The organism is Paenibacillus sp. RC334 (assembly GCF_030034735.1).
Taxonomy (GTDB): domain Bacteria; phylum Bacillota; class Bacilli; order Paenibacillales; family Paenibacillaceae; genus Paenibacillus; species Paenibacillus terrae_A.
The window spans coordinates 1,253,594-1,273,306 of the sequence record NZ_CP125370.1; the positions used below are offsets into that span (position 1 = coordinate 1,253,594).

Consider the following 19,713-nt stretch of genomic DNA (forward strand, 5'->3'; position numbering starts at 1 on the left):
CTGTTCACAATGCTTAACTCCCCACTGGATATGGAATGGGCACAGTCTCAGGTTTCCTTGCGTTTGGCTGTGCTTCTTTTCTTTTTGATCGGAGTTGGGGAAACGGCATCTCCTGACACTGCTTGTTGTGTTGTTGTGGCTGCTGTTTTACGCGCAGGGCGTTTTTTCACGTCAGGGCCGGGATCGGTAACGACAGGCTTCACTGCCTCGATGCTGGCCTGGAGTGCAGCCATCAGGTCCACGACATTGGTCTGCGGCTGCGACGGGGCGATTCGGATCTCTTCTCCAGCCACTTTATGCTGAATGAGATCCAGCAGCCGCTCGCGGTACTGGTCCGTATATTTTGCTGCATCAAAAGGTGTAGATAGCTGCTCAATTAACATTTTTGCCATGGTCAGTTCCTTCTCTTTAACTTCCTCCTGCCCCGGCAGATTAGGAACCTGGGACACTGGGCGAATTTCATCCGGGTAAAACATCGTCTCCACCGCCAAGCATTCATCCAGCACACGAATAGCCGCCAGACTGCTTTTGGAGCGGATCGAGATTTGGGCAATACCAATTTTTCCGGTATCCTTCATCGCATTCATAAGAAGCTTGTAAGCATTGGAGCCTGCCTGATCCGGGGACAAATAATACGTTTTTTGAAAATAAATCGGATCAATCTCCTGCAAATCCACAAAATCCAAAATGACGATATTTTTATCTGCTTGTCCGCTGATTTGCTCCAGTTCCTCTTTATCGAACATGACAAATTTCCCTTTTTCGTATTCATAGCCTTTTCCAATTTCCTCCCATTCGACCTCCTTGTCACAAACGGGACACTTTCGTACATAACTGAGCGGACTTCCGCATTCCTTGTGAATATAACGCATGGAAATATCTTTATCCTCTGTAGCCGAAAACATCTTAACGGGCACATGAACCAGCCCAAAGCTGATCGCGCCTTTCCAGACCGTATGCATACCGCCAGTCCTCCTTTTCTTTAATCCGCATTTTGTATCCTTCGATTCCAACGCTCGGCTGTGAGCATATTCATTTTTCACTTAGTATGCTTCGGAGAGCTACATCGCATAACACAATGATTTGAGGTTGTTAAGTTACATTGGGTATATTAAGATAAGGAATAATAAATAATCTTGCCATTTTATAAGGAAGGAGTGTTCATGTCATGAAGAAAAGATCATTAAATTTTATATCTTTTGGATATGGATACTCTACTGCTGTTTTTTTCTAAAATCATTTTTATGGGTGGAGTCTGCCTAAAAATGGTTAGGAGAAACGGTAGAAAAATTTTAAAATGACGAGGTCGATTAAATGAAAAATGAAAAAATAATTAGAAAAAATCCAGCAGGCATGCCAAAACCAGTAGGGAATTACACACATATAACTAAAATACCCAGAAATTCAGAGCTATTCGTGACTTCAGGTCAAATTGGAGTAGATCAGAATGGCCAATTCCCAGAAAGCTTTAACCTGCAAATCAGCAATACTTTTAATAACATTAAATCAGTTTTGGACGCCGAACAATTAACCGCTGACAATATTATTAAAGTAAATGTTTGGGCAACTGAGCAGATAGATTGGGATTACATGTATTCCCAATGGGAAAAGTTATTCGGGAATGATTATCCTGCAATGACTATCGGCTACCTTACTGCTCTAGGATTGCCTGAAATAAAAATTGAAATTGAAATTTGGGCAGCTAAAGCATAAAAATAATACGTACCTCATTTATGGAATGGAATCATAGATAGCCCCGGTCTTCGTGAGAAGCTGGGGCTGTTTGATGTTTAAACTCACGAAAAATCCGCTTGCGCATGGTTGCAGCTTTTTTGGTGCATAGTAAGGCATATCCGATTCAAAAGGAGGTACACAATTTATGCCCGGAAAATCATATCCTCGGCAAATCAGACATCGTGTGGGTCAAAGCCATATCGCCTTTCGGGGACCCGCCGGAGGCGAACAGGATGCATTGCCGCCCGAGTTTGCCCTTTCCCATGGAATCCAGCCGCCTTTTCCTGTAGCTGTGGGTCATGTGGATTTGGAGGCTGTGGTTTCAACTTCGCCTTCTCATAGCATCCCTTCATTGGACGTTGAACGGATTATAGATGAGGACTAGGTGAACCTGTATTTCTGAATACATGAATACAAAACAAATCATCAGGAGGAGATCAGCATGAACGTGGAACGAGCAAAAGCGATTTACAATTCATCCGAAAACATTGCCGTGCAATTAGAGGGTAAACCGATCTGGATCGAGCATGTGGATGAAGCAAACGGTATGGCTACCGTACAGGTGGGAAGCAACCCTGGCAATACTCAAACCGTTCGTGTGGATCGTCTGGAAGAGCGATAGGAGATGGGAATCAAACATTTAGTCATTATCCATGGCCGTGACAAAAAGCCCAGAATGGTCCCACTCCAACAAAAAAAGGCTCGCAATTGCTCAATGAGCAATTAGCGAACCCTACTTGTAAAAATGAATGCGGTCGAGAGGACTCGAGCCTCCACGGGGGATTAGCCCACACGGACCTGAAACTTCTTCGTCATTGTAACATAAGCGTGATATAAGCTGTTCAAGACCTGTGGGGGGAGCGCATCGAAAAATCACAAACAGGAGTCAGTCCCCATCTCCCCTTAAGGGCTTGTGCCGTTCCCATGACCTTTACACTGCAATGGCCTTCAAATGTGATGAAACCATCAGTTTAGCCTCTGTCGCCATTTGAACGTCTTCGACTGACAAACCCGGGGCAATTTCCTTCAGCATCAGCCCTCTACCCGGAATAACATCGATGACAGCCTTTTCGGTTACTATGGTCTTTACAACATTTACAGCGGTCAGGGGCAGCTTGCATTGTTTCAGTATTTTCGGCGCCCCATTTTTGTTCACATGCTCCATGGCTATAATCACTCTCTTGGCTCCGACCACCAAATCCATGGCTCCCCCCATGCCCGGCACCTTTTTACCCGGGATCATCCAGCTTGCAAGGTTACCTTTCTCATCGACCTCCAGGGCGCCCAAAACGGTGATATCCACATGTCCTCCGCGGATGATGGAAAATGAAAGTGCACTGTCAAAAAAGCAAGCTCCTTCTACAGATGTAACATAGTTTCCGCCTGAATCGATACAATCGAGTCTTTCTTTTCCCTGAGCCGCTTTGGGACCTACACCGAGGATTCCGTTCTCCGCCTGCAGCATAATATGAATGTTTTCGGGGATATAGTCCACCACCATTGTAGGCATTCCAACACCAAGGTTGACAACTTCGCCATTTTTGAATTCCTGGGCTATTCTTCGAGCAATAAATTCTCTGTTATTCATGCGTTTCCACCCACCTTTACAATTGCGTCGACAAATATTCCGGGAACGTTGACATGATTGGGGTCAATTTCTCCCGCCTTTACGTATTCGTCTGTCTGAGCAACTACATACTCTGCCGCTGTAGCCATAACCAAATTGAAGTTGCGTGAAGAGCCGTTAATGACAAGATTCCCCTCTTCATCAGCCTTATGGGCTCTGATTAGCGCCACATCCGCTTTGAGCGGCAGTTCAAGCAAATATTCCCTTTCATCAATTTCTATTTTCTTTTTTCCTTCCTCTACCATGGTGCCTACACCTACAGGTGTTAAAACACCGCCCAAACCGGCTCCCCCTGCGCGTATTTTTTCAGCGAGCGTGCCTTGCGGGAAGAGCTGAACCTCTGCTTCTTTCGTCATAAGGAGCCTGCCCGTTTCCGGATTGGAGCCGATATAGGATGCAAAAATCCGCTTTACTCTGCCGCTTTTTACAAGGTTATAGATAGATAATTCCGGTGTGCCTGTGTCATTGGAAATAATCGTGAGATTGCCGGCGGAATTTGTGTCGACAAGCGCACGCACCAGATCCTCCGGAAAGCCTCCTGCCAGAAAACCTCCGACCATCACCGTGTCTCCGTCTTTGACCTTCTTAACTGCTTCTTCAGCGGAGATTACTTTGTTATTCATGGTTCCGTCTCCTTATATATATATTTTTAGGAAAGCAAACTTTATTGGAGATAATCGTAGAGGACTCTTCCATATGGAAGCGTTAAATCGGCAATAAAATGTTTTCCGCCAATATAAGCTTGAACCGGCAAATCTGCCACAGGAGCATTGACATGGGGAATCAGGCTTAATCTGGCAGGCCCTGACCAGGCGCCTTTTACAGTGATGGCTTCGAGATTATACGCTACTAACTGAGCAATTTTGGGGGTACCGTCAACATCAGGAATTAATTTTAAATTAACTTGTGTTTTTGCGATGGCTTTAGCCGTTTCCTGTTCATCAAGAATGTTATATTTGAAAGGCATGGTTCCCGTGGCCACCAGGACGTGATTATAATGCAATGTACCTGTAAGCGTCTCCGTATCCTCAACGATCAGATGAGGCTTCGCCCATTTTTTCGGAAATCCCCAGATTTCACGTCCCCCAAGAATAGCAGGCGCGTTATCCAAATACATTTGGGCAACAAAATTACAGGGTTCTCCTTGAAAAGTACACGGAATGACAATACCGCTTTCCTCATAGCTTCCTAAACCGGATGAATCGGGCATCTTGATCCATTCATAGGAAACAGTATTGCTTCCATCCGGCTGAAGAGGTTCCGGGACCGCTTGTCTAATCGCAGCGGGGTCGGATTCATAGGTAATGATAAAAAATTCCCGGTTGATGAAGCGGCATGGCGGGCGCCCATAACTGCCGCTGGCCGCAGGCATGGATTGGAGTGAAAGTACATCTTTTTGATTCATAGCGATCTCCCTTCCTTTTAAGAGGTAGTTCCAAAAGTCATCTTTTGAACACGCATTTTAAATGAGTGCATTTTCAACCAGCATCGCTATTCCCATTCCCGTTCCGATGCATAACGAGGCTATGCCGTAACGTGAAGATCTTCGCACCATTTCATGAACCAACGTAACCAATATCCTGGCACCGCTTGCACCGACAGGATGCCCGATCGCGATCGCGCCGCCATTGACATTCACCTTCTCCGGACTGACCCCAAGCTCTTTCAATACCGCTAATGCTTGTGCGGCGAACGCTTCATTAATTTCAAAAAGATCAATGGCATCGATGGATATTCCCTGTTTTTTAAGAAGTGACGAAATGGCTTTTACCGGTCCCATTCCCATATATGCAGGGTCAACGCCAACAAGTGAATAACCCTTGATATATGCCAACGGCTTCAACGCATGTTCCTTACATTTGTCTTCCGACACTACAAGCATAGCTGCCGCGCCATCATTGATCCCCGAAGAATTTCCGGCGGTAACCGTTCCGTTCTCCTTAAACGCAGTTTTTAAATGAGCAAGTTTTTCTTTCGTTGTATTTCCTCTTATGTGTTCGTCCTCCGTGAAATAAATAGTTTCTTTTTTGTTTTTGATCATGACCGGAACAATCTGCTCTTCAAAAACCTTTTTGTTTTTTGCTTCTAAAGCCTTTATCTGGCTTTCATAGGAAAACTCATCCTGCTCAAGTCTTGAAATTCCATATTTCTCGGCAACATTTTCTGCGGTAATTCCCATATGGTAATTATTGATCGGGCACGTAAGTCCGTCGGCCACCAGGGAGTCTACCAATTCACCGTTGCCAAGCTTGTAGCCGTTTCTTGCATTCCTTAGCAGATAAGGGGCGTTTGACATGCTCTCCATACCTCCGGCCAAGACGATGTTGCTTTGTTCGGCCAATATTGAATCGTAGGCTAAAGCAACGGCATGAAGTCCTGAACCGCAAACCGTGTTTATCGTTGATTCGGGTACATCAATGGGGATATCGGCTTTCAGTGCCGCCTGTCTGGCAGGATTTTGGCCATTGCCCGCCTGAAGAACATTTCCCAAATAAATTTGATCAATCAAAGCAGGCTCTAATTTACTTTGCTGAAGGCATGCTGTCATCACAATTGCTCCCAGTTCAGGAGCGCTTAGGGGCGCAAGGGTTTTGTTAAAAGAGCCGACCGCTGTTCTTAACGGGCTTACTAAAGCTACTTTTTTCATAAAAATTCACATTCCTTTCGCTGTGTTCAAGACACAATACATCCATGACTGCAATTCCATTCGTAATTTTCGCTCTTACCTTACGAAGTACAGCGACTGCAAGATACGTTTGCATGCGGGCATATCATGGTGCCTAAGACGGTGGGTGTGACGGTGCGATCGCCTTCTTTCGTTGGAAATTAAAACCATTTTCATCATAGTCCCAATGCAGAATTTGCTCAATGTTCAAATATTTACATATATTTGTATACAGATGTTTATAAAGCCATATACTCCAAAATAAATAGGCCATTCTAATGTTTTCTGTTAATTTCTCGATTTTTCTGAAAATAATGATCACAAATTGGATTTTCTGTTAAAAATGAAATTTCTAATCAATACGTGAAAAAGACGAGGCCAATCGTTGAGTTTGCACACCTTCCTCATTAATCACGCCCTTCCTTTTCTTCGCAAATAGAACCTAACTCATCGCTGGGAAATAAAAAAAAGCCCTTCAGAATTTTCTGAAGACGGCTTTGCCTTTAAATATTCATGATCTTCGTCATAATTGTGCCAGCTTGCTTCTTGTTAACGGTGTCACCCCAATTACACAAAAAGCTCCTGAATCTCCACAGAAGGAAATTCAAGAGCACTTTCATTGCTAAGTTGATGCAGCCTGAATAGGCGCCCGAAAAGGCCTTTTTATATTGTTTAATTCAGGAAACAGGGTGTATAGTATGATTAATCTTTGAGGGAGGTGAGCCATATGGACTTTAACATATGCTTGTTCAATGATTTTGAAACACTGGATGTATTCGGACCCGTTGAGATTTTTGGCCGCCTGCCAGAAGAGTATGACTTAAAATATTTCTCTATGAACGGGGGAATTATTGAGAGTCGGCAAAAAACCAAGATTGTTACAGAACCTATTGCACAAGCAAAGCCCGATGGTATATTCATGATCCCAGGCGGACAGGGGACAAGAAGTTTAATCCATGACGATCAATTTATGAAACAGGTCAAAGAGATTGCGGAACAGTCCTGTTTTTGTATAACTGTCTGTACAGGTTCTGCGCTGCTTGCCAAAACAGGCTTGTTAAAAAACAGGCGCGCCACATCCAATAAATTAGCCTTTGATTGGGTGAAATCCATCGACACGGAGGTTGACTGGATTCCAAAGGCAAGATGGGTAGTAGATGGAAAGTTCTATACTTCATCGGGTGTATCCGCTGGAATAGATATGTCCTTAGGCTTTGTTTCCGACCACTTTGGTCTTGAAAAAGCTCAACAGGTTGCCAATCAAATTGAATACATTTGGAATTCCGACAAACATGATGATCCTTTTGCGAGATAAGTATATTGTAAAAGGATAAGGAGGTTCGATGATGACGTCCTTCGTGCTAGTTCATGGCGCATGGCATGGTGGATGGTGCTGGGAGCGTGTGGTTCCGCTGCTCGAAGCAGAAGGCCATTTCGTCACAACGCCGACGCTGACCGGGCTTGCCGAACGGGCACCCGCGCTCTCGCGAGACGTGAATCTGACGACGCATATCAACGACATTGTGGATCATATTCGGGCTGCGAATCTCGATGATGTCACCTTGGTCGGTCACAGCTACGGCGGGTTTCCTGCGAGTGCCGCAGCCCTCCAACTGTCCGATGTCGTCTCACATCTTGTGCTACTCGATGCTTTTCTGCCGGGCGATGGTGAGATGCTGCTGGACCATGCTCCGATACTAATTGAAGACTATGGCGCACAGGCAGCCGCAGATGAAAGCTGGAACATTCCTCCACTTCCAGCAGCTCTGTTCGGGGTCGGAGAGCCGGATCAGCCATGGGTTGACGCTCAGTTGACGCCGCAACCAGTGAATACATATTTCGAGCGAATGCGTTTTGAAAGCCCGTTCGATATTCAACGAAAATCCTATATACGTTGCACTCAGGCACCTGGAGATCTGCTTGAGCGATCACTGTCGCGCGTGCGGAGGGACTCAGGCTGGCGCTATATCGAGATAGACGCGGCCCATGACGTCATGATTAGCAATCCAGAGTTGCTTGCGCATGTGTTGCTCAAGCAACTCTGACCGCTCTGGATGGCGTCTGCGGTACGGGCTATGATACGTTGAAAAACGGAATGTAATTGTAAATAGCCTTGATCTTAGTGATAAGATGGGGCTATTTCATGCTCTTACGAAATTCAATTTGATATCTCCACGATTCTCTAGCCACAGCAGTTCGTTGAGTAAAAATGTCATGCTATCCATAGTATGTAGTCTTTCAATAGTATCCGATACAACTGTCATAAGATCACACTGAATGTTTTCTGCAAGTTGTAGTCCACCACTGTCACCGTCGACGAATAAGTGTGTATGTTCAGGATGGTCTATCTTAAGTACATGACGGAGCCACAAGCAACCATGCTCAATGTGAAAGAAGTAGTGTTCACCGTAAATAATTCCCTCAAATATCTCATACATATGTGATTGATCATAGGGTCCAAATACCATCGCTGCCCGTTCTAGTGCGAGTGAATTAGTTTCTGGTGCTATAAACATATAATTGTGCCTCCTATTGGATAGTTGAAAAATGCTTTGGAACTTTAACATATTGCTAATAACGAATGGTTTTGCTACGATGGGTGTACGTGAATATTAGTTAACATTTCAATATATCAACATGTAGTGCTTATTTTTTTGGAGGGATTTCTATGGAACCTTTGAGTATACGTTGTCGCCTTGGAGAAATGATGAGAGAACGTGGATTACAAAACAAAGATGTAGTGGAGTTAACAGGCGTGAGTCGAAACACAATTACCTCGCTTGCTGGCAATGCCACCAAACGTATAGATTACGATACACTCGGTGCATTGTGTCGCGGATTAGGTGTTACTCCCGGTGATCTTCTGGAGTACATACCGAATGCCAAAGAAAGTACTGAATAATTGACATGGACCGTTACTATTAACGGTCTTTTTGCATAATATACTGGGCTGAGTAAACATATAAGGAATGTTTCGATGAGGAAAATTCTTTTGTTTGTCCCATGATCTCAATATTTGTTCTACTAGCAGCTTGTTCAAATAAGGTAATAACTTATCAAGGAGAAAGTGATAGCTGGCGAGTTACAAGTACTGCTTAAATCCATGGAGACTCTAGCAGTTATCAATATACCTTGAGCTATAAGGGGAAGATTCCGGCCTTCACGCAGCAGCAGAATGATGATTTTAGGGCTGCCATATCGGCCCTTTGTATCGTTGTTCTTTTTCTTTAACGATCAATGACTCCGACGGGAGGTAATTATGGACAAGGCCGCTATGAAATCGCAGTCCATTGAATTTATTGTGCTCAGAATAAGAATTGAAGGCCCCCCTTTACTTTTTCAAAATCAGCATGTATTATAGTTTCAGGCAAGATGAAATCGCTTTATTCCGGAATTTAATTGATTTCTTACAACTACAAAATTTAACTGGGCGTGTTACTGATAATGCAGGCAAGACCTGGGTAGAGTATTCAATGGTACATTTATGTACTGTCGTACTTTATCTGGGTCTTTTTTTTGTTAACTTTTCCAGTTAAATGAAAAAGAAGGGGATTATTATGGACCATAAACAAACAGCGTCCCAGATTTTAAAAGGTGTAGGCGGACAGGGAAATATTGAAAGCGTATATCATTGCTCCACACGTTTGCGTTTCACATTGAAGGATGTGAGCAAGGCGGACAAAGATTTTATTGAGAAGGTAGATGGAGTAATCAGCGTAGTGAACAGTGGCGGCCAGTTCCAGGTGATCGTTGGAAATGAAGTTAGCTACGTCTATCGGGAACTGCCCGAAATTGGAGGGTCGTCTCCCGGGCCCACTGAATCTTCAACCAGAAAAAGATTCAGTATCAGCTCTTTCTTTGATTTAATCGCGGGAATCTTCCAGCCTCTCGTTCCGGCAGTCTCTGGAGCCGGGATGCTCAAGGTGCTGTTGTTGCTGCTCTCGATGACAGGGATCTTAAAGACAGCTGACCAGACTTATATCATCCTTAGTAACCTTGCGGATGCAGCCTTTTATTTCCTGCCTGTACTGGTAGCATACTCTTCTGCCGTCAAATTTAAAACAAGTGTGCCGCTGGCAATAGCTGTGAGTGCGGCGTTGCTGCATCCCAAAATGACTGCCTTGTTTACTGAAGGTAATCCGCTGGCATTATTCGGTATTCCGCTGACTCCGGCCAATTATGGCGGACAAGTCGTACCGATCATCCTGATCGTGTTTTTCATGGGGTACATTCAACGTTTTGCCGACAGAGTCTCGCCCAATGTGGTCAAAGTGTTTCTCAGTCCGCTCATTGTTATATTGATTACCGGACCTGTAGCCTTTTTGGCTCTTGGCCCGATCGGTGTTTTCCTGGGCAATGGCCTCACTCAAAGCATTCTGCTGATTCAGGACCATATCGGATTTATTGCAGTAGCCATTCTGGCTGTATTGATGCCTATCTTTGTATCCCTGGGTATTCATAAAGTCTTCATTCCTATTATGGTTTCGTCTATCGCTAATCCGGGCTATGATATGCTGATTCTGGCTGCCCACCTTTGCTCCAACTTTGCGCAGAGCGCCGCATCCTTTGCAGTTGCTACACGCACCAAGAGTTCTTCTCTTCGCCAGCTTGCGATTTCATCTGGTATTACGGCATCTTTCGGGATTTCGGAGCCTGCGCTCTACGGTGTAACGATGAAGCTCAAAAAACCGCTGTATGCCGCAATGGGCGGGGCCGGTGTTGCTGGAGTCTTCGCAGGGCTGATGCATCTCAAAGCCTATGTGGTTGTTGGTCCGGGCCTTGCTTCGCTTCCGATGTTCGTTGGGGCCGGCAACAATTTCACGGTAGCCGTCATTACGCTTGCCATTTCGTTTGTCGTAACGTTTATCTTGGCCAGAATTATCGGATTTGATGAGCCGGTCGACCCGACTGAAAGAACAGTTGCTCAGTCGGTTGCCCAGTCCGTGTCCATCAAAGTGCCTTCAGGCAAGCAAGAGACTGTTGAACTTTATGCTCCTCTTAGTGGACAGAGCATACCGCTGAGCGAAGTTTCGGATGAAGTCTTCTCCAAAGAAATGATGGGAAAAGGAATTGCCTTCGTGCCTGGGGAGAACATCCTTTACGCACCGATGAATGGGATCATATCCCCCCTCTATAAAAGCAAACATGCAGTGGGACTGGTAACCGATAATGGGGTAGAACTGCTCATTCATATCGGGATAGACACAGTGAAAATGAAGGGTTCTGGCTTTAAAGCGTTTGTGAAAACAGGAGATACCGTATCCAAGGGGGACAAGTTGATTGAGTTCGATATTGAAGCAATCAAGGCTTTTGGCCTGGACCCTACTACTATGATGATTGTAACCAATACCGACAGTTTTACAGAAATTAAGAGCAAATCATTGCCAAATGTACAACCTGGCGATGCTATCATGACATTAATAACCAAAGGAGGAATATAATATGAATAATGCTAATCAATTTCCTGAAGGCTTCTACTGGGGCGGAGCCACAGCCGCCAATCAGATTGAAGGGGCTTGGAACGAAGACGGCAAGGGAGTCAGCACACTGGATATGTTCACGGGCGGTTCCATCCACCAGAAACGCAGGATTACCCTTGAGCTTGACCCGGCAGAACGTTATCCTACGCATGAAGCCATTGACTTTTACCATCATTATAAGGAAGATATTCGATTGCTCGCCGAAATGGGATTCAAGATGTTCCGTCTTTCCATTAACTGGACGCGTATTTTCCCTAACGGAGATGAGCCGGAGCCTAATCAGAAGGGCCTTGAATTCTATGACCGGATATTCGCCGAGCTGAAAAAATACAACATCGAGCCTCTCGTTACGATTGCGCATTATGAGTTTCCATTCCACCTGTCCAAAACGATTAATGGTTGGGCCAGCCGGGAGATGATTCAGCATTACTTGCGGTATGCTGAGGTACTGTTGAATCGCTACAAGAATGATGTGAAGTACTGGATTCCTTTTAACGAAATCAATTGCCTTACCCTTGCACAAAAAGCTTATCAAGCCGGAGGTATCATCTATGATGAGAACGGTGAAACAATCGACCTGACAAGGGACAATGCCCAGCTCCGCTTCCAGGCACTCCATCATCAATTTGTGGCCTCTGCGCTGACGGTAGCCCGCGGTAGAGAAATTAATCCGGACTTCCAATTTGGGTCCATGCTGACTCACTTCACCTTTTATCCGCTGACATGCAATCCTGAGGATATTATGCTGGCTACCCGGGAAATGCAGATGAAAATCTATTATTGTGCCGATGTTCTTCACCGCGGATATTATCCTTCCTATTCGAAGCATTTCTTTGAGCAGGAGGGGGTCACACTTCATCAAGAACCGGGCGATGCGGATATCTTAAGACGCGGAACCATGGATTTTGCATCCTTCAGTTATTACATGTCCGTATGTGTCAGTTCAGATCCCAATCAGGAACAGACCGGTGGCAACCTGCTGGGCGGTGTTAAGAATCCATACCTTCAGGAAAGTGAATGGAAATGGCAGATTGACCCTATCGGACTGCGTTATACGTTGCATACCTTGTATGATCGCTATCAGGTACCATTGATGATTGCCGAGAATGGTCTGGGTGCCGTGGATATCGTGGACGAGGACGGAAATATTAATGATGATTATCGTATTGATTATTTGAGGGGTCACATCAAAGAAATGAAGCAGGCGATTGCCGAAGGTGTTGAATTGATCGCTTACACAAGCTGGGCCTGCATAGATTCCGTGTCGCTCGGAACGGGAGAGATGAAGAAACGTTATGGCTTTGTCTATGTGGACAAGCATGATGATGGCACCGGAAGCCTCAAACGAATGAAGAAGAAATCTTTTGACTGGTATAAGCAAGTCATTGCAAGTAACGGAGATAATCTTTAAGAAGAATAAATAAGCTCAGGGCCTGCTGTGGCAGGTTCTGAGTTTATATGGATACGGGGGTTCTCCACACATATGAAGATTGTCAAAATTCTCAATAATAGTATTGTTCTTGCCGAGAAGGAGAACGGGGAAGATATCATTGTTATGGGGAAAGCTATCGGATATAGCAACAAGATCGGTAATTTCATTGATCCTTCCAAGATCGAAAAAATCTATGTGCTCGAAGACCAGACCTCCAAAGATCTGATCAAGCTCATGGAAGAAACACCTGCCGAATACCTGGAAATCACACGCCGAATTGTGGAAATGGCGGAGAAAACACTGGGTTCTAAGCTGATTGATTCGGTGTATTTCACGTTAACAGACCACCTTCATCTGGCGGTTATTCGCTTTAAATCGGGAATCATCCTACAGAACAGGCTGCTGTGGGAGGTGCGGAAATTCTATCCACGGGAATTCGAAATTGGCATTCGGGCACTGAAAGAAATCGAATCCAGACTGGGTCTCCGATTGCCGGAGGAAGAGGGCGGCAATATTGCTTTTCATATTGTCAACGCGCAAAACCTCGAAGGGCAACTGCAAGACGTTATCTTCATGACGAATTTCATCAAAGATGTTCTGAAAATTATCAATCACTATTTCGGGATTGAACTGGATACGGAATCCATAAACTATTCACGTTTTGTGACACACTTGCAATTTCTGGCGCAACGGTTACTTGAGGAACGTCCGCTGGACTCCGATAATTTTTTCCTCTACGACAATATAAGTACAACCTTTGCCAAAGAGCATCAATGCACGCTTGTCATTAAATCATACATTGAAAAATCGTTCAAATTCATTCTGACCCGAGAAGAGCAAATCTACCTGACGATTCATATTAGCCGGCTTCTTATGAGTTCAAACGAATGAAGATTCAATTCAAATAGGCAAACGCAAACTCCTAAAGGAGCCTGCGTTTGCCTATTTGAATTGAAGATATGCGCCCGGTATGGCTGAGGCGTGTTCAGCAGTAAAGCTTTCTTGTCTGGTTAATTGGTATCAATGAGAGAACCACGAGCTGCTTTGAGCAGCCTGTTCATGATGGCTGCGCCAAGTCCGGTATCCGGGCAGGTCTCAGCGATAATGTAGGTCGCTCCCACTTCATCGAATCGACGCAGCGCGGCATACAAGAAGCGGGCCCCCTCTTCCAGTGAGGATAACGAACCCAGAGAAACGACGCAGGAAGCAGCATCCTTGGCATACAAGGATCTGTGTTCTTCAAAAAGAAGTAGTCCTGTAACCTCACCCCTGTTGTCCGCATTGCGCAGTAGCCCAGCAGCCGCGTCCGCTACGCGCTGCGGCGAAGCACCGCCTACCAGGCCGAGCCATCCGCGCGGTGCATAATGGGCATATTTCATACCCGGCGCACGCGGTGCCGAATGGTCGTCATTGGCAGCGCCCGGAGCGACTGCTGCTTCTTTGTGAAGTGGGCCCGCCGTATTAGCCTGCGTAGAGACCGTAATACCAGCTACCGCCTCCAGCTGTTCGCCCGTGATACCGCCTGGACGCAGTATGGTCACTGTCCCGTCAGGCTGCACTTGTACCACTGTCGACTCCAATCCGACGCCTGTGGCCCCATCGTCCACAACCCCGCTGATGTAACCTGCCAGGTCATCCATCACATGAGAGGCCAATGTGGGGCTTGGCCGACCGGAGCGGTTAGCGCTGGGCCCCGCTACGGGAATGCGAGCCGCACGCAGCAGCGCCAGTGCAGTGGGATGGTCAGGCATCCGTACAGCGACGGTGTCAAGTCCGGCGGTCACGCGCTTCGACAGGACATCTGCCCGGACAGGCAGCACCAATGTCAACGGCCCCGGCCAGAAAGCATCCATTAACGCTTCGGCAGTCTTATTTACACCAGTAACCAGTTCCTCGAGCTGGCTCCGCTCAGCAATGTGCACGATCAGAGGATTGTCAGCCGGTCGACCTTTGGCGGCGAACACGGCTTCTACTGCGGCGGTGTTGCATGCGTCTGCTCCTAGGCCATAGACCGTTTCAGTAGGGAAGGCCACCGTACCTCCGCTAAGTAATAAAGCTGCCGCTTCGGCAATAAACCGCTCATCTTGTGCAGAATACTGCCGTACAGTTTCTCCGGCCGCCTTGGGTGGGGTTAGCTGCCAGTATATAGTTTCTTGATTTCCCTGAGTCTTCCATTGAACAGCAAATTCAGTTGTATCCGCTTTTATCAAGTTCATCACAAACTTTCTTCATATTAAATTGCAGTTCCTCAGTTAAGGCCTGATTGGGCCTTGGTCAACAGCTTGCCATTCTGGAAATGAGAACACGTTCGGCCACACGTTCATTTAAGCTGTCATAGTCGGCCTGTGAAGTTCCCGAGGAGACGCAAGCCACAAGTGTAATCAGAGATAATCATTGCTGCGCCGCCTAACCATTGCTTACTCGGATTGTTCATGGGTACAAAATCTCCTTATCCGTATATAAATAAAAAAATATCGTCTTATATTTTACCATAGCAGATGTCCGCTGTAACTGAGACTATGGCTCTGGTCGTAATTAAAGTAAGGTGAAAGAGAAGTGAATATTATTGAGGCAGCGAACCGATTTAATATAGATGTAGACAATATTTTACAACGGTTTGAAAAGGAAATTACAGAATATATACAACAACAGCAACAAGCCGTATGACATTATACGCAGCAGCACATATCTGAGCAGTTTACTCGTTTTCTACACGAATTAGCCTTTTATTATTTAAGTAAGGGTATATACCCAGATGGTTTTGAATATTTATTAATATGCTTGGGGAAATCTTCTATTATAAATAATAAATCATGTATAATTAAGTGTATAGGTTTGTTTGAGCTTTTTAGAGAACAGGCATTTTCCGAAACAAAAGCAGCCTACCAAAAACTCATTAAAGAGGTGTACGCAAATGAAAAGAAAAATCGCGATAATGTTGTTGGCGACTAGCTTTCTTTTGGTACTGTTTGTTCCTACTCAGGTACACGATTCTTTAATCAGAGTTCTTTTTGATCAACATGGAAGCGGTTGATAATATATGCTAAACATTAAATTCTAATTCAGGACCAGCTCAAGGGCTGGTCTTCTTCTATATATCATACATGTTTTCTTTATTTATCCATCATAGATTTAGAAATAACGCTTTAGACTAAGAATGTGAAAGGAGGGATTGGGATGAGAAATAAGAAATTTTGCAACATTCCTTAGAAACGGACAGAAAGAAGCTCTACAATCTGCAAAAGATATGGATCGGATAATTCTAGTGTGCTCAAGCAGTCCAACGTTCTGGATAAAAACTTATCAATTAGTATAATGAACCTTCTATGCAGCACATGAAAGAAACTACTGTGTAAAAAATTCGTTCTTGGGCGAGGAACTTTTGGCGGGTGACTCATTTTATCATTATTTAATAAAATATTTTTATTTCAATAGCCACAGCTATCTTTATGAAATATCAGATTCATCAAAAATAAACAAATAATCCTGAAAAGACAAAATACGACATCGTTTTTTGATATAAACGGCATATTAAAATATTTTCGGCTGTGTGCTAGTCTTTATACTATAAATAACATAAAGGGGTGCAATTATGTTAAAATTTATAAAGAAAATTGTTAGTCCGATACTTGTTATTTCTTTTTTAACCACCTCATTCATAGCATCGCCTGCATCAGCAGACGTAGAAAAGGAATTGACGTCAAAAGCTAAACCCAATTCGTCTTTTTCTACATTGGTAGATAACATTGTGCAAGGAAAAACCGAACTAAGAATCAATACCCTTAAAGAAACAAATGTTACAAAAGACGAAGCCTTAAAACAATATGCTAAAGCTTTTGATATTGTAGAAAAGTATATTGCAGAAAAAAATATTAAAATCAATCAAGATCTCGACAACATTGAATATCAAAGATTTATAAAGTCATTAGGGGTATCACTTGATGACTTTTCAGAGTCTGACAGACAAGAGATTGTGAAGCTAGTTAAGTTTGTGGATTTATACGAAAACGCTGAGAAAAATAAGATTATTAATAACCTTAAATCAAAATTATATGCAAAGTCCATTAATGAGAAAGACTTAGCGGAACTGTTGGAACTTGTACCAGTATCCTTATCTGAGGCTTCAACAGTTGAGGCTCCTACAACTGTTGAAGCCTCAGTTTATCAAGAAAAGGCGGACATAAAACCGTTAAGATATGCAAATGGATACAGTTCAGTTAATGCAAGAGACTATGCTTACAAATGGTGGGATGACCGTAATCCAACTTACTCTAAGTACTACGCCGATTATTTTGGTTGTTCTGTAAGTAGAGCATGTTGGAATGACTGCACCAACTTTGTTTCACAGGCATTATACGCTGGTGGTATGCTGGAATGGGATGGTTTATATTTAACTGGTGATGATGCTTGGTACTTTAGAAATGGCTCCCCCTTTAAACCATCTCATAGCTGGGGGGGTTCAAATAATTTCTATAATCACTGGAAGTATAGAGCTAAATTAGCATCTATTACAAACGATATGTCAATGGGAGACCCAGTAAATGCTGACTTCAATAATGATGGTGACATCGATCATACAGCTATTATAACTGAGTTTACGAATGGCCGTTTCTTTTTGACTCAGCATACAATAGATAGAAAAGACGCTCCCTTATCTACTTGGTATTCAAATGGGTACAAGGTTTATGCATGGAAAATGAGTACTGCAAAAAGAAGCCCAAATGACTGAGGTGTTTTATGCGCTTGATTTGTTTAGTATTATTAATAATCCTTGCATCATGCTCAAATGTAACAGACAGTTCGACCAAGGAGGTTAGTACTGAATATGAAAATGTTCAGGAACTTAACAATTTACCTGTTCCCAGCACTGCCATCGAAGTCGATGAAAAATCTGCTAGAGATTTAAAGAACTATAAAATTCCTCAGTCCTTTGAAAATTTTAATGCTTCATATCAAGAAAAACTCAAAGGTGAGGGATGGGAAATAACTGAAGTCGAGAGCAACAAGGTAATATCAGTAGAGAAAAAAAATATCAAATACTTACTGATTATCACTAAAAGCTCTGACACTCAAACAACCAATGTTACAGTTAGAGATAATTTTTAAGACCCCACACGGGGTCTTTTTTTTACTCTTATTGAGTTAATCAAGCTTTATATACTCAGCCAGCCAGATTCATCGTGAATTAGTGATTTGTTGATATTATTCGTTAGCGACTGATAATCTTATGCTAAATGTTAACTTTAATCAAAGGCCAGCTCAAGCTGGTCTTTTTTCTATAAATCGGACATTTTTTCTGAATTTATTCATCCTCATAATAGAAATAACCTCTTACACTAAGATCATAAAAGGAGGAATTGTGATGAAAAAGCAAGAAATTTTACGATATCGCTTGGAAAAGAACAGACAGAAGCTCTACGATCTTCAAAAAGAACACGGATTGGATGATGCACGTGTGCTCAAGCAATCTATGCTTCTCGACGAACTCATCAACCAATACAATCGGATCTTCTATACAAATGTAAAAAAGCCGACTGCTTGAAAGCAATCGACCTCTGAGCGAGAAACTTTTGGCGGGTGACTCGCTCTATTATTTTATCATACATGCCTTAAAATCAGAATGATTCATATTAAAAATGTACAGCCTCCGTTGCAAGCAAACGTACAAAACGATTACCGAGCATCTCATTGTGGTGTGCAACGATTTGTTCGCCACTCAGCACTTTACTATTAAATGTACTGTGCGCATCCGACACAAGCACATTATTCTGGTACCCCAGACTGTAGGCGTTCCGACAGGTCGTGTCGAGGCAGAACTCGGTTTGCATCCCCGCAATGATGAGCCGATCAGCTCCCAGTTCCTTGAGCACATTGTCCAATTCGGTTTGGTAAAAGCTGTCCCAGGATGTTTTACGGACAATTCGCTCATGGGGAAGGGGACGCACTGCATCGGCTATGGCCCAGCCTACACTGTTTTCCCGGAAATCCTCATCCGCTTCATCGGTATGCTGCACAAAAATCACCGGTGTACCTGCAGCTCTGGCTCTGGTCAAAAGCTGCTGCAAATGCTCTACAACTTCCTGCTCTCGGTACAGCTTCTCATCATACATAAACATAGCTTGCTGCACGTCAATTATGAGTAAAACGTTTTGTCCCATCGTTTCGATTCCCTCCCTGTATGTTTCATCTATCTTACAATAGCATGTCTTCATGCCTTGCGGCGACATAAGGTGAACTATATAATAAAGGACAAGTTGGCACGGTCCGATTCGGACGAAAGGTGATTAAAATATATGAAAATTTCGCAGGAACAGTTTACGTTCCGTTCTGCCGGAGAGGCTCAGACCGGGACTTTGGCAGGGTTTTTGGCAGCCAAAGCGGTTCCCGGAACGGTGATCGTGCTGGATGGAGACCTGGGAGCGGGCAAAACCGCTTTTTCCAAAGCCTTTGCCAGTCATCTGGGTGTCCCGGGTATCGTAAACAGCCCCACCTTTACGCTCATTAAGGAGTATGAAGGCCGATTGCCCTTGTACCATATGGATGTGTACCGTATTACACAGGATGAGGCAGAGGATCTTGGGCTGGACGAATATTTTTACGGGACAGGCGTATGTCTGGTCGAATGGGGCAGTATTATACCAGATATGTTGCCGGAGCAGCGGCTTCACATGTATATAGAAACAACGGATGTGGAGGAGCGCTTGATTCACCTTACCGGGTACGGCGAGCCTTATGAACAATGGTGCCGCAGTTTGCGGGAGAATGGAGTTTGAAG

At 44.2% G+C, this 19,713-nt stretch carries 21 protein-coding genes; 13 read left to right on the forward strand and 8 right to left on the reverse strand.

Annotated features, from left to right (window positions below; genetic code table 11):
- Positions 1-47: 47 nt before the first annotated feature.
- Positions 48-962, reverse strand: a complete 915-nt coding sequence (ku, locus tag QMK20_RS05905; protein WP_283654988.1) for a non-homologous end joining protein Ku — start codon at positions 960-962, stop codon at positions 48-50.
- Between the two features lie 352 nt (positions 963-1,314).
- Between ku and QMK20_RS05910 the strand changes: the two genes are divergently transcribed.
- The 3 genes from QMK20_RS05910 (at position 1,315) to QMK20_RS05920 (ending at position 2,356) form a co-directional block, all read left to right on the forward strand.
- Positions 1,315-1,713 (forward strand): RidA family protein, encoded by a 399-nt coding sequence (locus QMK20_RS05910; RefSeq protein WP_044645187.1) that lies wholly within the window; start codon positions 1,315-1,317, stop codon positions 1,711-1,713.
- 166 nt (positions 1,714-1,879) lie between these two features.
- The gene (locus tag QMK20_RS05915; protein WP_014280296.1) at positions 1,880-2,119 is read left to right on the forward strand and encodes a hypothetical protein; all 240 of its coding nucleotides are present in this window, start codon (positions 1,880-1,882) and stop codon (positions 2,117-2,119) included.
- Positions 2,120-2,176: 57 nt separating this feature from the next.
- Entirely contained in the window at positions 2,177-2,356 is a 180-nt protein-coding gene (locus QMK20_RS05920; protein WP_044645186.1) for an H-type small acid-soluble spore protein, read from the forward strand.
- A gap of 309 nt (positions 2,357-2,665) precedes the next feature.
- On the opposite strand, the gene QMK20_RS05925 is transcribed toward QMK20_RS05920, so the two are convergent.
- From QMK20_RS05925 to QMK20_RS05940, 4 genes are read right to left on the reverse strand one after another with little or no spacing between them, the layout of a single operon-like run.
- Positions 2,666-3,322, reverse strand: a complete 657-nt coding sequence (locus QMK20_RS05925; RefSeq protein WP_283654989.1) for a 3-oxoacid CoA-transferase subunit B — start codon at positions 3,320-3,322, stop codon at positions 2,666-2,668.
- On the reverse strand, positions 3,319-3,984 hold the full coding sequence (locus QMK20_RS05930; protein ID WP_283654990.1) for a CoA transferase subunit A: 666 nt from the start codon (positions 3,982-3,984) through the stop codon (positions 3,319-3,321). The genes QMK20_RS05925 and QMK20_RS05930 overlap by 4 nt, the downstream gene beginning before the upstream one ends.
- Positions 3,985-4,025: 41 nt before the next feature.
- Complete coding sequence (locus tag QMK20_RS05935) at positions 4,026-4,766, reverse strand: acetoacetate decarboxylase (RefSeq protein WP_283654991.1); 741 nt, start codon at positions 4,764-4,766, stop codon at positions 4,026-4,028.
- 57 nt (positions 4,767-4,823) lie between these two features.
- Positions 4,824-6,008, reverse strand: coding sequence for an acetyl-CoA C-acetyltransferase (locus tag QMK20_RS05940; protein ID WP_283654992.1), 1,185 nt, complete (start codon positions 6,006-6,008; stop codon positions 4,824-4,826).
- Between the two features lie 745 nt (positions 6,009-6,753).
- Between QMK20_RS05940 and QMK20_RS05945 the strand changes: the two genes are divergently transcribed.
- Positions 6,754-7,341 (forward strand): DJ-1/PfpI family protein, encoded by a 588-nt coding sequence (locus tag QMK20_RS05945; RefSeq protein ID WP_283654993.1) that lies wholly within the window; start codon positions 6,754-6,756, stop codon positions 7,339-7,341.
- A 31-nt stretch (positions 7,342-7,372) separates the two neighbouring features.
- On the forward strand, positions 7,373-8,071 hold the full coding sequence (locus QMK20_RS05950; RefSeq protein WP_283656219.1) for an alpha/beta fold hydrolase: 699 nt from the start codon (positions 7,373-7,375) through the stop codon (positions 8,069-8,071).
- A gap of 96 nt (positions 8,072-8,167) precedes the next feature.
- Here the strand turns inward: QMK20_RS05950 and QMK20_RS05955 are convergent, their stop codons facing one another.
- Positions 8,168-8,542 carry a hypothetical protein gene (locus tag QMK20_RS05955; RefSeq protein WP_283654994.1) on the reverse strand — a complete coding sequence of 125 codons (375 nt, stop codon included), beginning with the start codon at positions 8,540-8,542 and terminating at the stop codon, positions 8,168-8,170.
- A gap of 152 nt (positions 8,543-8,694) precedes the next feature.
- Between QMK20_RS05955 and QMK20_RS05960 the strand changes: the two genes are divergently transcribed.
- The 4 genes from QMK20_RS05960 (at position 8,695) to licT (ending at position 13,829) form a co-directional block, all read left to right on the forward strand.
- Positions 8,695-8,928 (forward strand): helix-turn-helix domain-containing protein, encoded by a 234-nt coding sequence (locus QMK20_RS05960; RefSeq protein ID WP_044645178.1) that lies wholly within the window; start codon positions 8,695-8,697, stop codon positions 8,926-8,928.
- 655 nt (positions 8,929-9,583) lie between these two features.
- Positions 9,584-11,467 (forward strand): beta-glucoside-specific PTS transporter subunit IIABC, encoded by a 1,884-nt coding sequence (locus tag QMK20_RS05965; protein WP_283654995.1) that lies wholly within the window; start codon positions 9,584-9,586, stop codon positions 11,465-11,467.
- Position 11,468: 1 nt separating this feature from the next.
- Positions 11,469-12,917, forward strand: a complete 1,449-nt coding sequence (locus QMK20_RS05970; protein WP_283654996.1) for a glycoside hydrolase family 1 protein — start codon at positions 11,469-11,471, stop codon at positions 12,915-12,917.
- A gap of 72 nt (positions 12,918-12,989) precedes the next feature.
- A complete protein-coding gene (gene licT, locus QMK20_RS05975) occupies positions 12,990-13,829 on the forward strand; it encodes a BglG family transcription antiterminator LicT (RefSeq protein WP_283654997.1) in 840 nt (279 codons plus the stop codon).
- 119 nt (positions 13,830-13,948) lie between these two features.
- On the opposite strand, the gene QMK20_RS05980 is transcribed toward licT, so the two are convergent.
- On the reverse strand, positions 13,949-15,154 hold the full coding sequence (locus QMK20_RS05980; protein WP_283654998.1) for an L-threonylcarbamoyladenylate synthase: 1,206 nt from the start codon (positions 15,152-15,154) through the stop codon (positions 13,949-13,951).
- A 1,376-nt stretch (positions 15,155-16,530) separates the two neighbouring features.
- Here QMK20_RS05980 and QMK20_RS05985 point away from each other — a divergent pair.
- From QMK20_RS05985 to QMK20_RS05995, 3 genes are all read left to right on the forward strand, one after another.
- Positions 16,531-17,667, forward strand: a complete 1,137-nt coding sequence (locus QMK20_RS05985) for an amidase domain-containing protein (RefSeq protein WP_283654999.1) — start codon at positions 16,531-16,533, stop codon at positions 17,665-17,667.
- 8 nt (positions 17,668-17,675) lie between these two features.
- The gene (locus QMK20_RS05990; protein ID WP_283655000.1) at positions 17,676-18,044 is read left to right on the forward strand and encodes a hypothetical protein; all 369 of its coding nucleotides are present in this window, start codon (positions 17,676-17,678) and stop codon (positions 18,042-18,044) included.
- Between the two features lie 256 nt (positions 18,045-18,300).
- Complete coding sequence (locus tag QMK20_RS05995) at positions 18,301-18,480, forward strand: aspartyl-phosphate phosphatase Spo0E family protein (RefSeq protein WP_283655001.1); 180 nt, start codon at positions 18,301-18,303, stop codon at positions 18,478-18,480.
- 88 nt (positions 18,481-18,568) lie between these two features.
- Here QMK20_RS05995 and QMK20_RS06000 read toward each other — a convergent pair whose 3' ends face one another.
- Positions 18,569-19,096, reverse strand: coding sequence for a cysteine hydrolase family protein (locus QMK20_RS06000; protein ID WP_283655002.1), 528 nt, complete (start codon positions 19,094-19,096; stop codon positions 18,569-18,571).
- A gap of 135 nt (positions 19,097-19,231) precedes the next feature.
- On the opposite strand from QMK20_RS06000, the gene tsaE reads away from it, so the two are divergent.
- Complete coding sequence (gene tsaE / locus QMK20_RS06005; protein ID WP_283655003.1) at positions 19,232-19,711, forward strand: tRNA (adenosine(37)-N6)-threonylcarbamoyltransferase complex ATPase subunit type 1 TsaE; 480 nt, start codon at positions 19,232-19,234, stop codon at positions 19,709-19,711.
- Positions 19,712-19,713: the final 2 nt, after the last annotated feature.

Coding starts and splice junctions, on each gene's coding strand:
- QMK20_RS05930 (WP_283654990.1), bottom strand. CDS start 3,984: ATGAATAACAAAGTAATCTCCGCTGAAGAAGCAGTTAAGAAGGTCAAA.
- licT (WP_283654997.1), top strand. CDS start 12,990: ATGAAGATTGTCAAAATTCTCAATAATAGTATTGTTCTTGCCGAGAAG.
- QMK20_RS05935 (WP_283654991.1), bottom strand. CDS start 4,766: ATGAATCAAAAAGATGTACTTTCACTCCAATCCATGCCTGCGGCCAGC.
- QMK20_RS05995 (WP_283655001.1), top strand. CDS start 18,301: ATGAAAAAGCAAGAAATTTTACGATATCGCTTGGAAAAGAACAGACAG.
- QMK20_RS05955 (WP_283654994.1), bottom strand. CDS start 8,542: ATGTTTATAGCACCAGAAACTAATTCACTCGCACTAGAACGGGCAGCG.
- QMK20_RS05985 (WP_283654999.1), top strand. CDS start 16,531: ATGTTAAAATTTATAAAGAAAATTGTTAGTCCGATACTTGTTATTTCT.
- QMK20_RS05920 (WP_044645186.1), top strand. CDS start 2,177: ATGAACGTGGAACGAGCAAAAGCGATTTACAATTCATCCGAAAACATT.
- QMK20_RS05970 (WP_283654996.1), top strand. CDS start 11,469: ATGAATAATGCTAATCAATTTCCTGAAGGCTTCTACTGGGGCGGAGCC.
- QMK20_RS05915 (WP_014280296.1), top strand. CDS start 1,880: ATGCCCGGAAAATCATATCCTCGGCAAATCAGACATCGTGTGGGTCAA.
- QMK20_RS05940 (WP_283654992.1), bottom strand. CDS start 6,008: ATGAAAAAAGTAGCTTTAGTAAGCCCGTTAAGAACAGCGGTCGGCTCT.
- QMK20_RS05925 (WP_283654989.1), bottom strand. CDS start 3,322: ATGAATAACAGAGAATTTATTGCTCGAAGAATAGCCCAGGAATTCAAA.
- ku (WP_283654988.1), bottom strand. CDS start 962: ATGCATACGGTCTGGAAAGGCGCGATCAGCTTTGGGCTGGTTCATGTG.
- QMK20_RS05965 (WP_283654995.1), top strand. CDS start 9,584: ATGGACCATAAACAAACAGCGTCCCAGATTTTAAAAGGTGTAGGCGGA.
- QMK20_RS05910 (WP_044645187.1), top strand. CDS start 1,315: ATGAAAAATGAAAAAATAATTAGAAAAAATCCAGCAGGCATGCCAAAA.
- QMK20_RS05980 (WP_283654998.1), bottom strand. CDS start 15,154: ATGAACTTGATAAAAGCGGATACAACTGAATTTGCTGTTCAATGGAAG.
- tsaE (WP_283655003.1), top strand. CDS start 19,232: ATGAAAATTTCGCAGGAACAGTTTACGTTCCGTTCTGCCGGAGAGGCT.
- QMK20_RS05950 (WP_283656219.1), top strand. CDS start 7,373: ATGACGTCCTTCGTGCTAGTTCATGGCGCATGGCATGGTGGATGGTGC.
- QMK20_RS06000 (WP_283655002.1), bottom strand. CDS start 19,096: ATGGGACAAAACGTTTTACTCATAATTGACGTGCAGCAAGCTATGTTT.
- QMK20_RS05990 (WP_283655000.1), top strand. CDS start 17,676: ATGCGCTTGATTTGTTTAGTATTATTAATAATCCTTGCATCATGCTCA.
- QMK20_RS05945 (WP_283654993.1), top strand. CDS start 6,754: ATGGACTTTAACATATGCTTGTTCAATGATTTTGAAACACTGGATGTA.
- QMK20_RS05960 (WP_044645178.1), top strand. CDS start 8,695: ATGGAACCTTTGAGTATACGTTGTCGCCTTGGAGAAATGATGAGAGAA.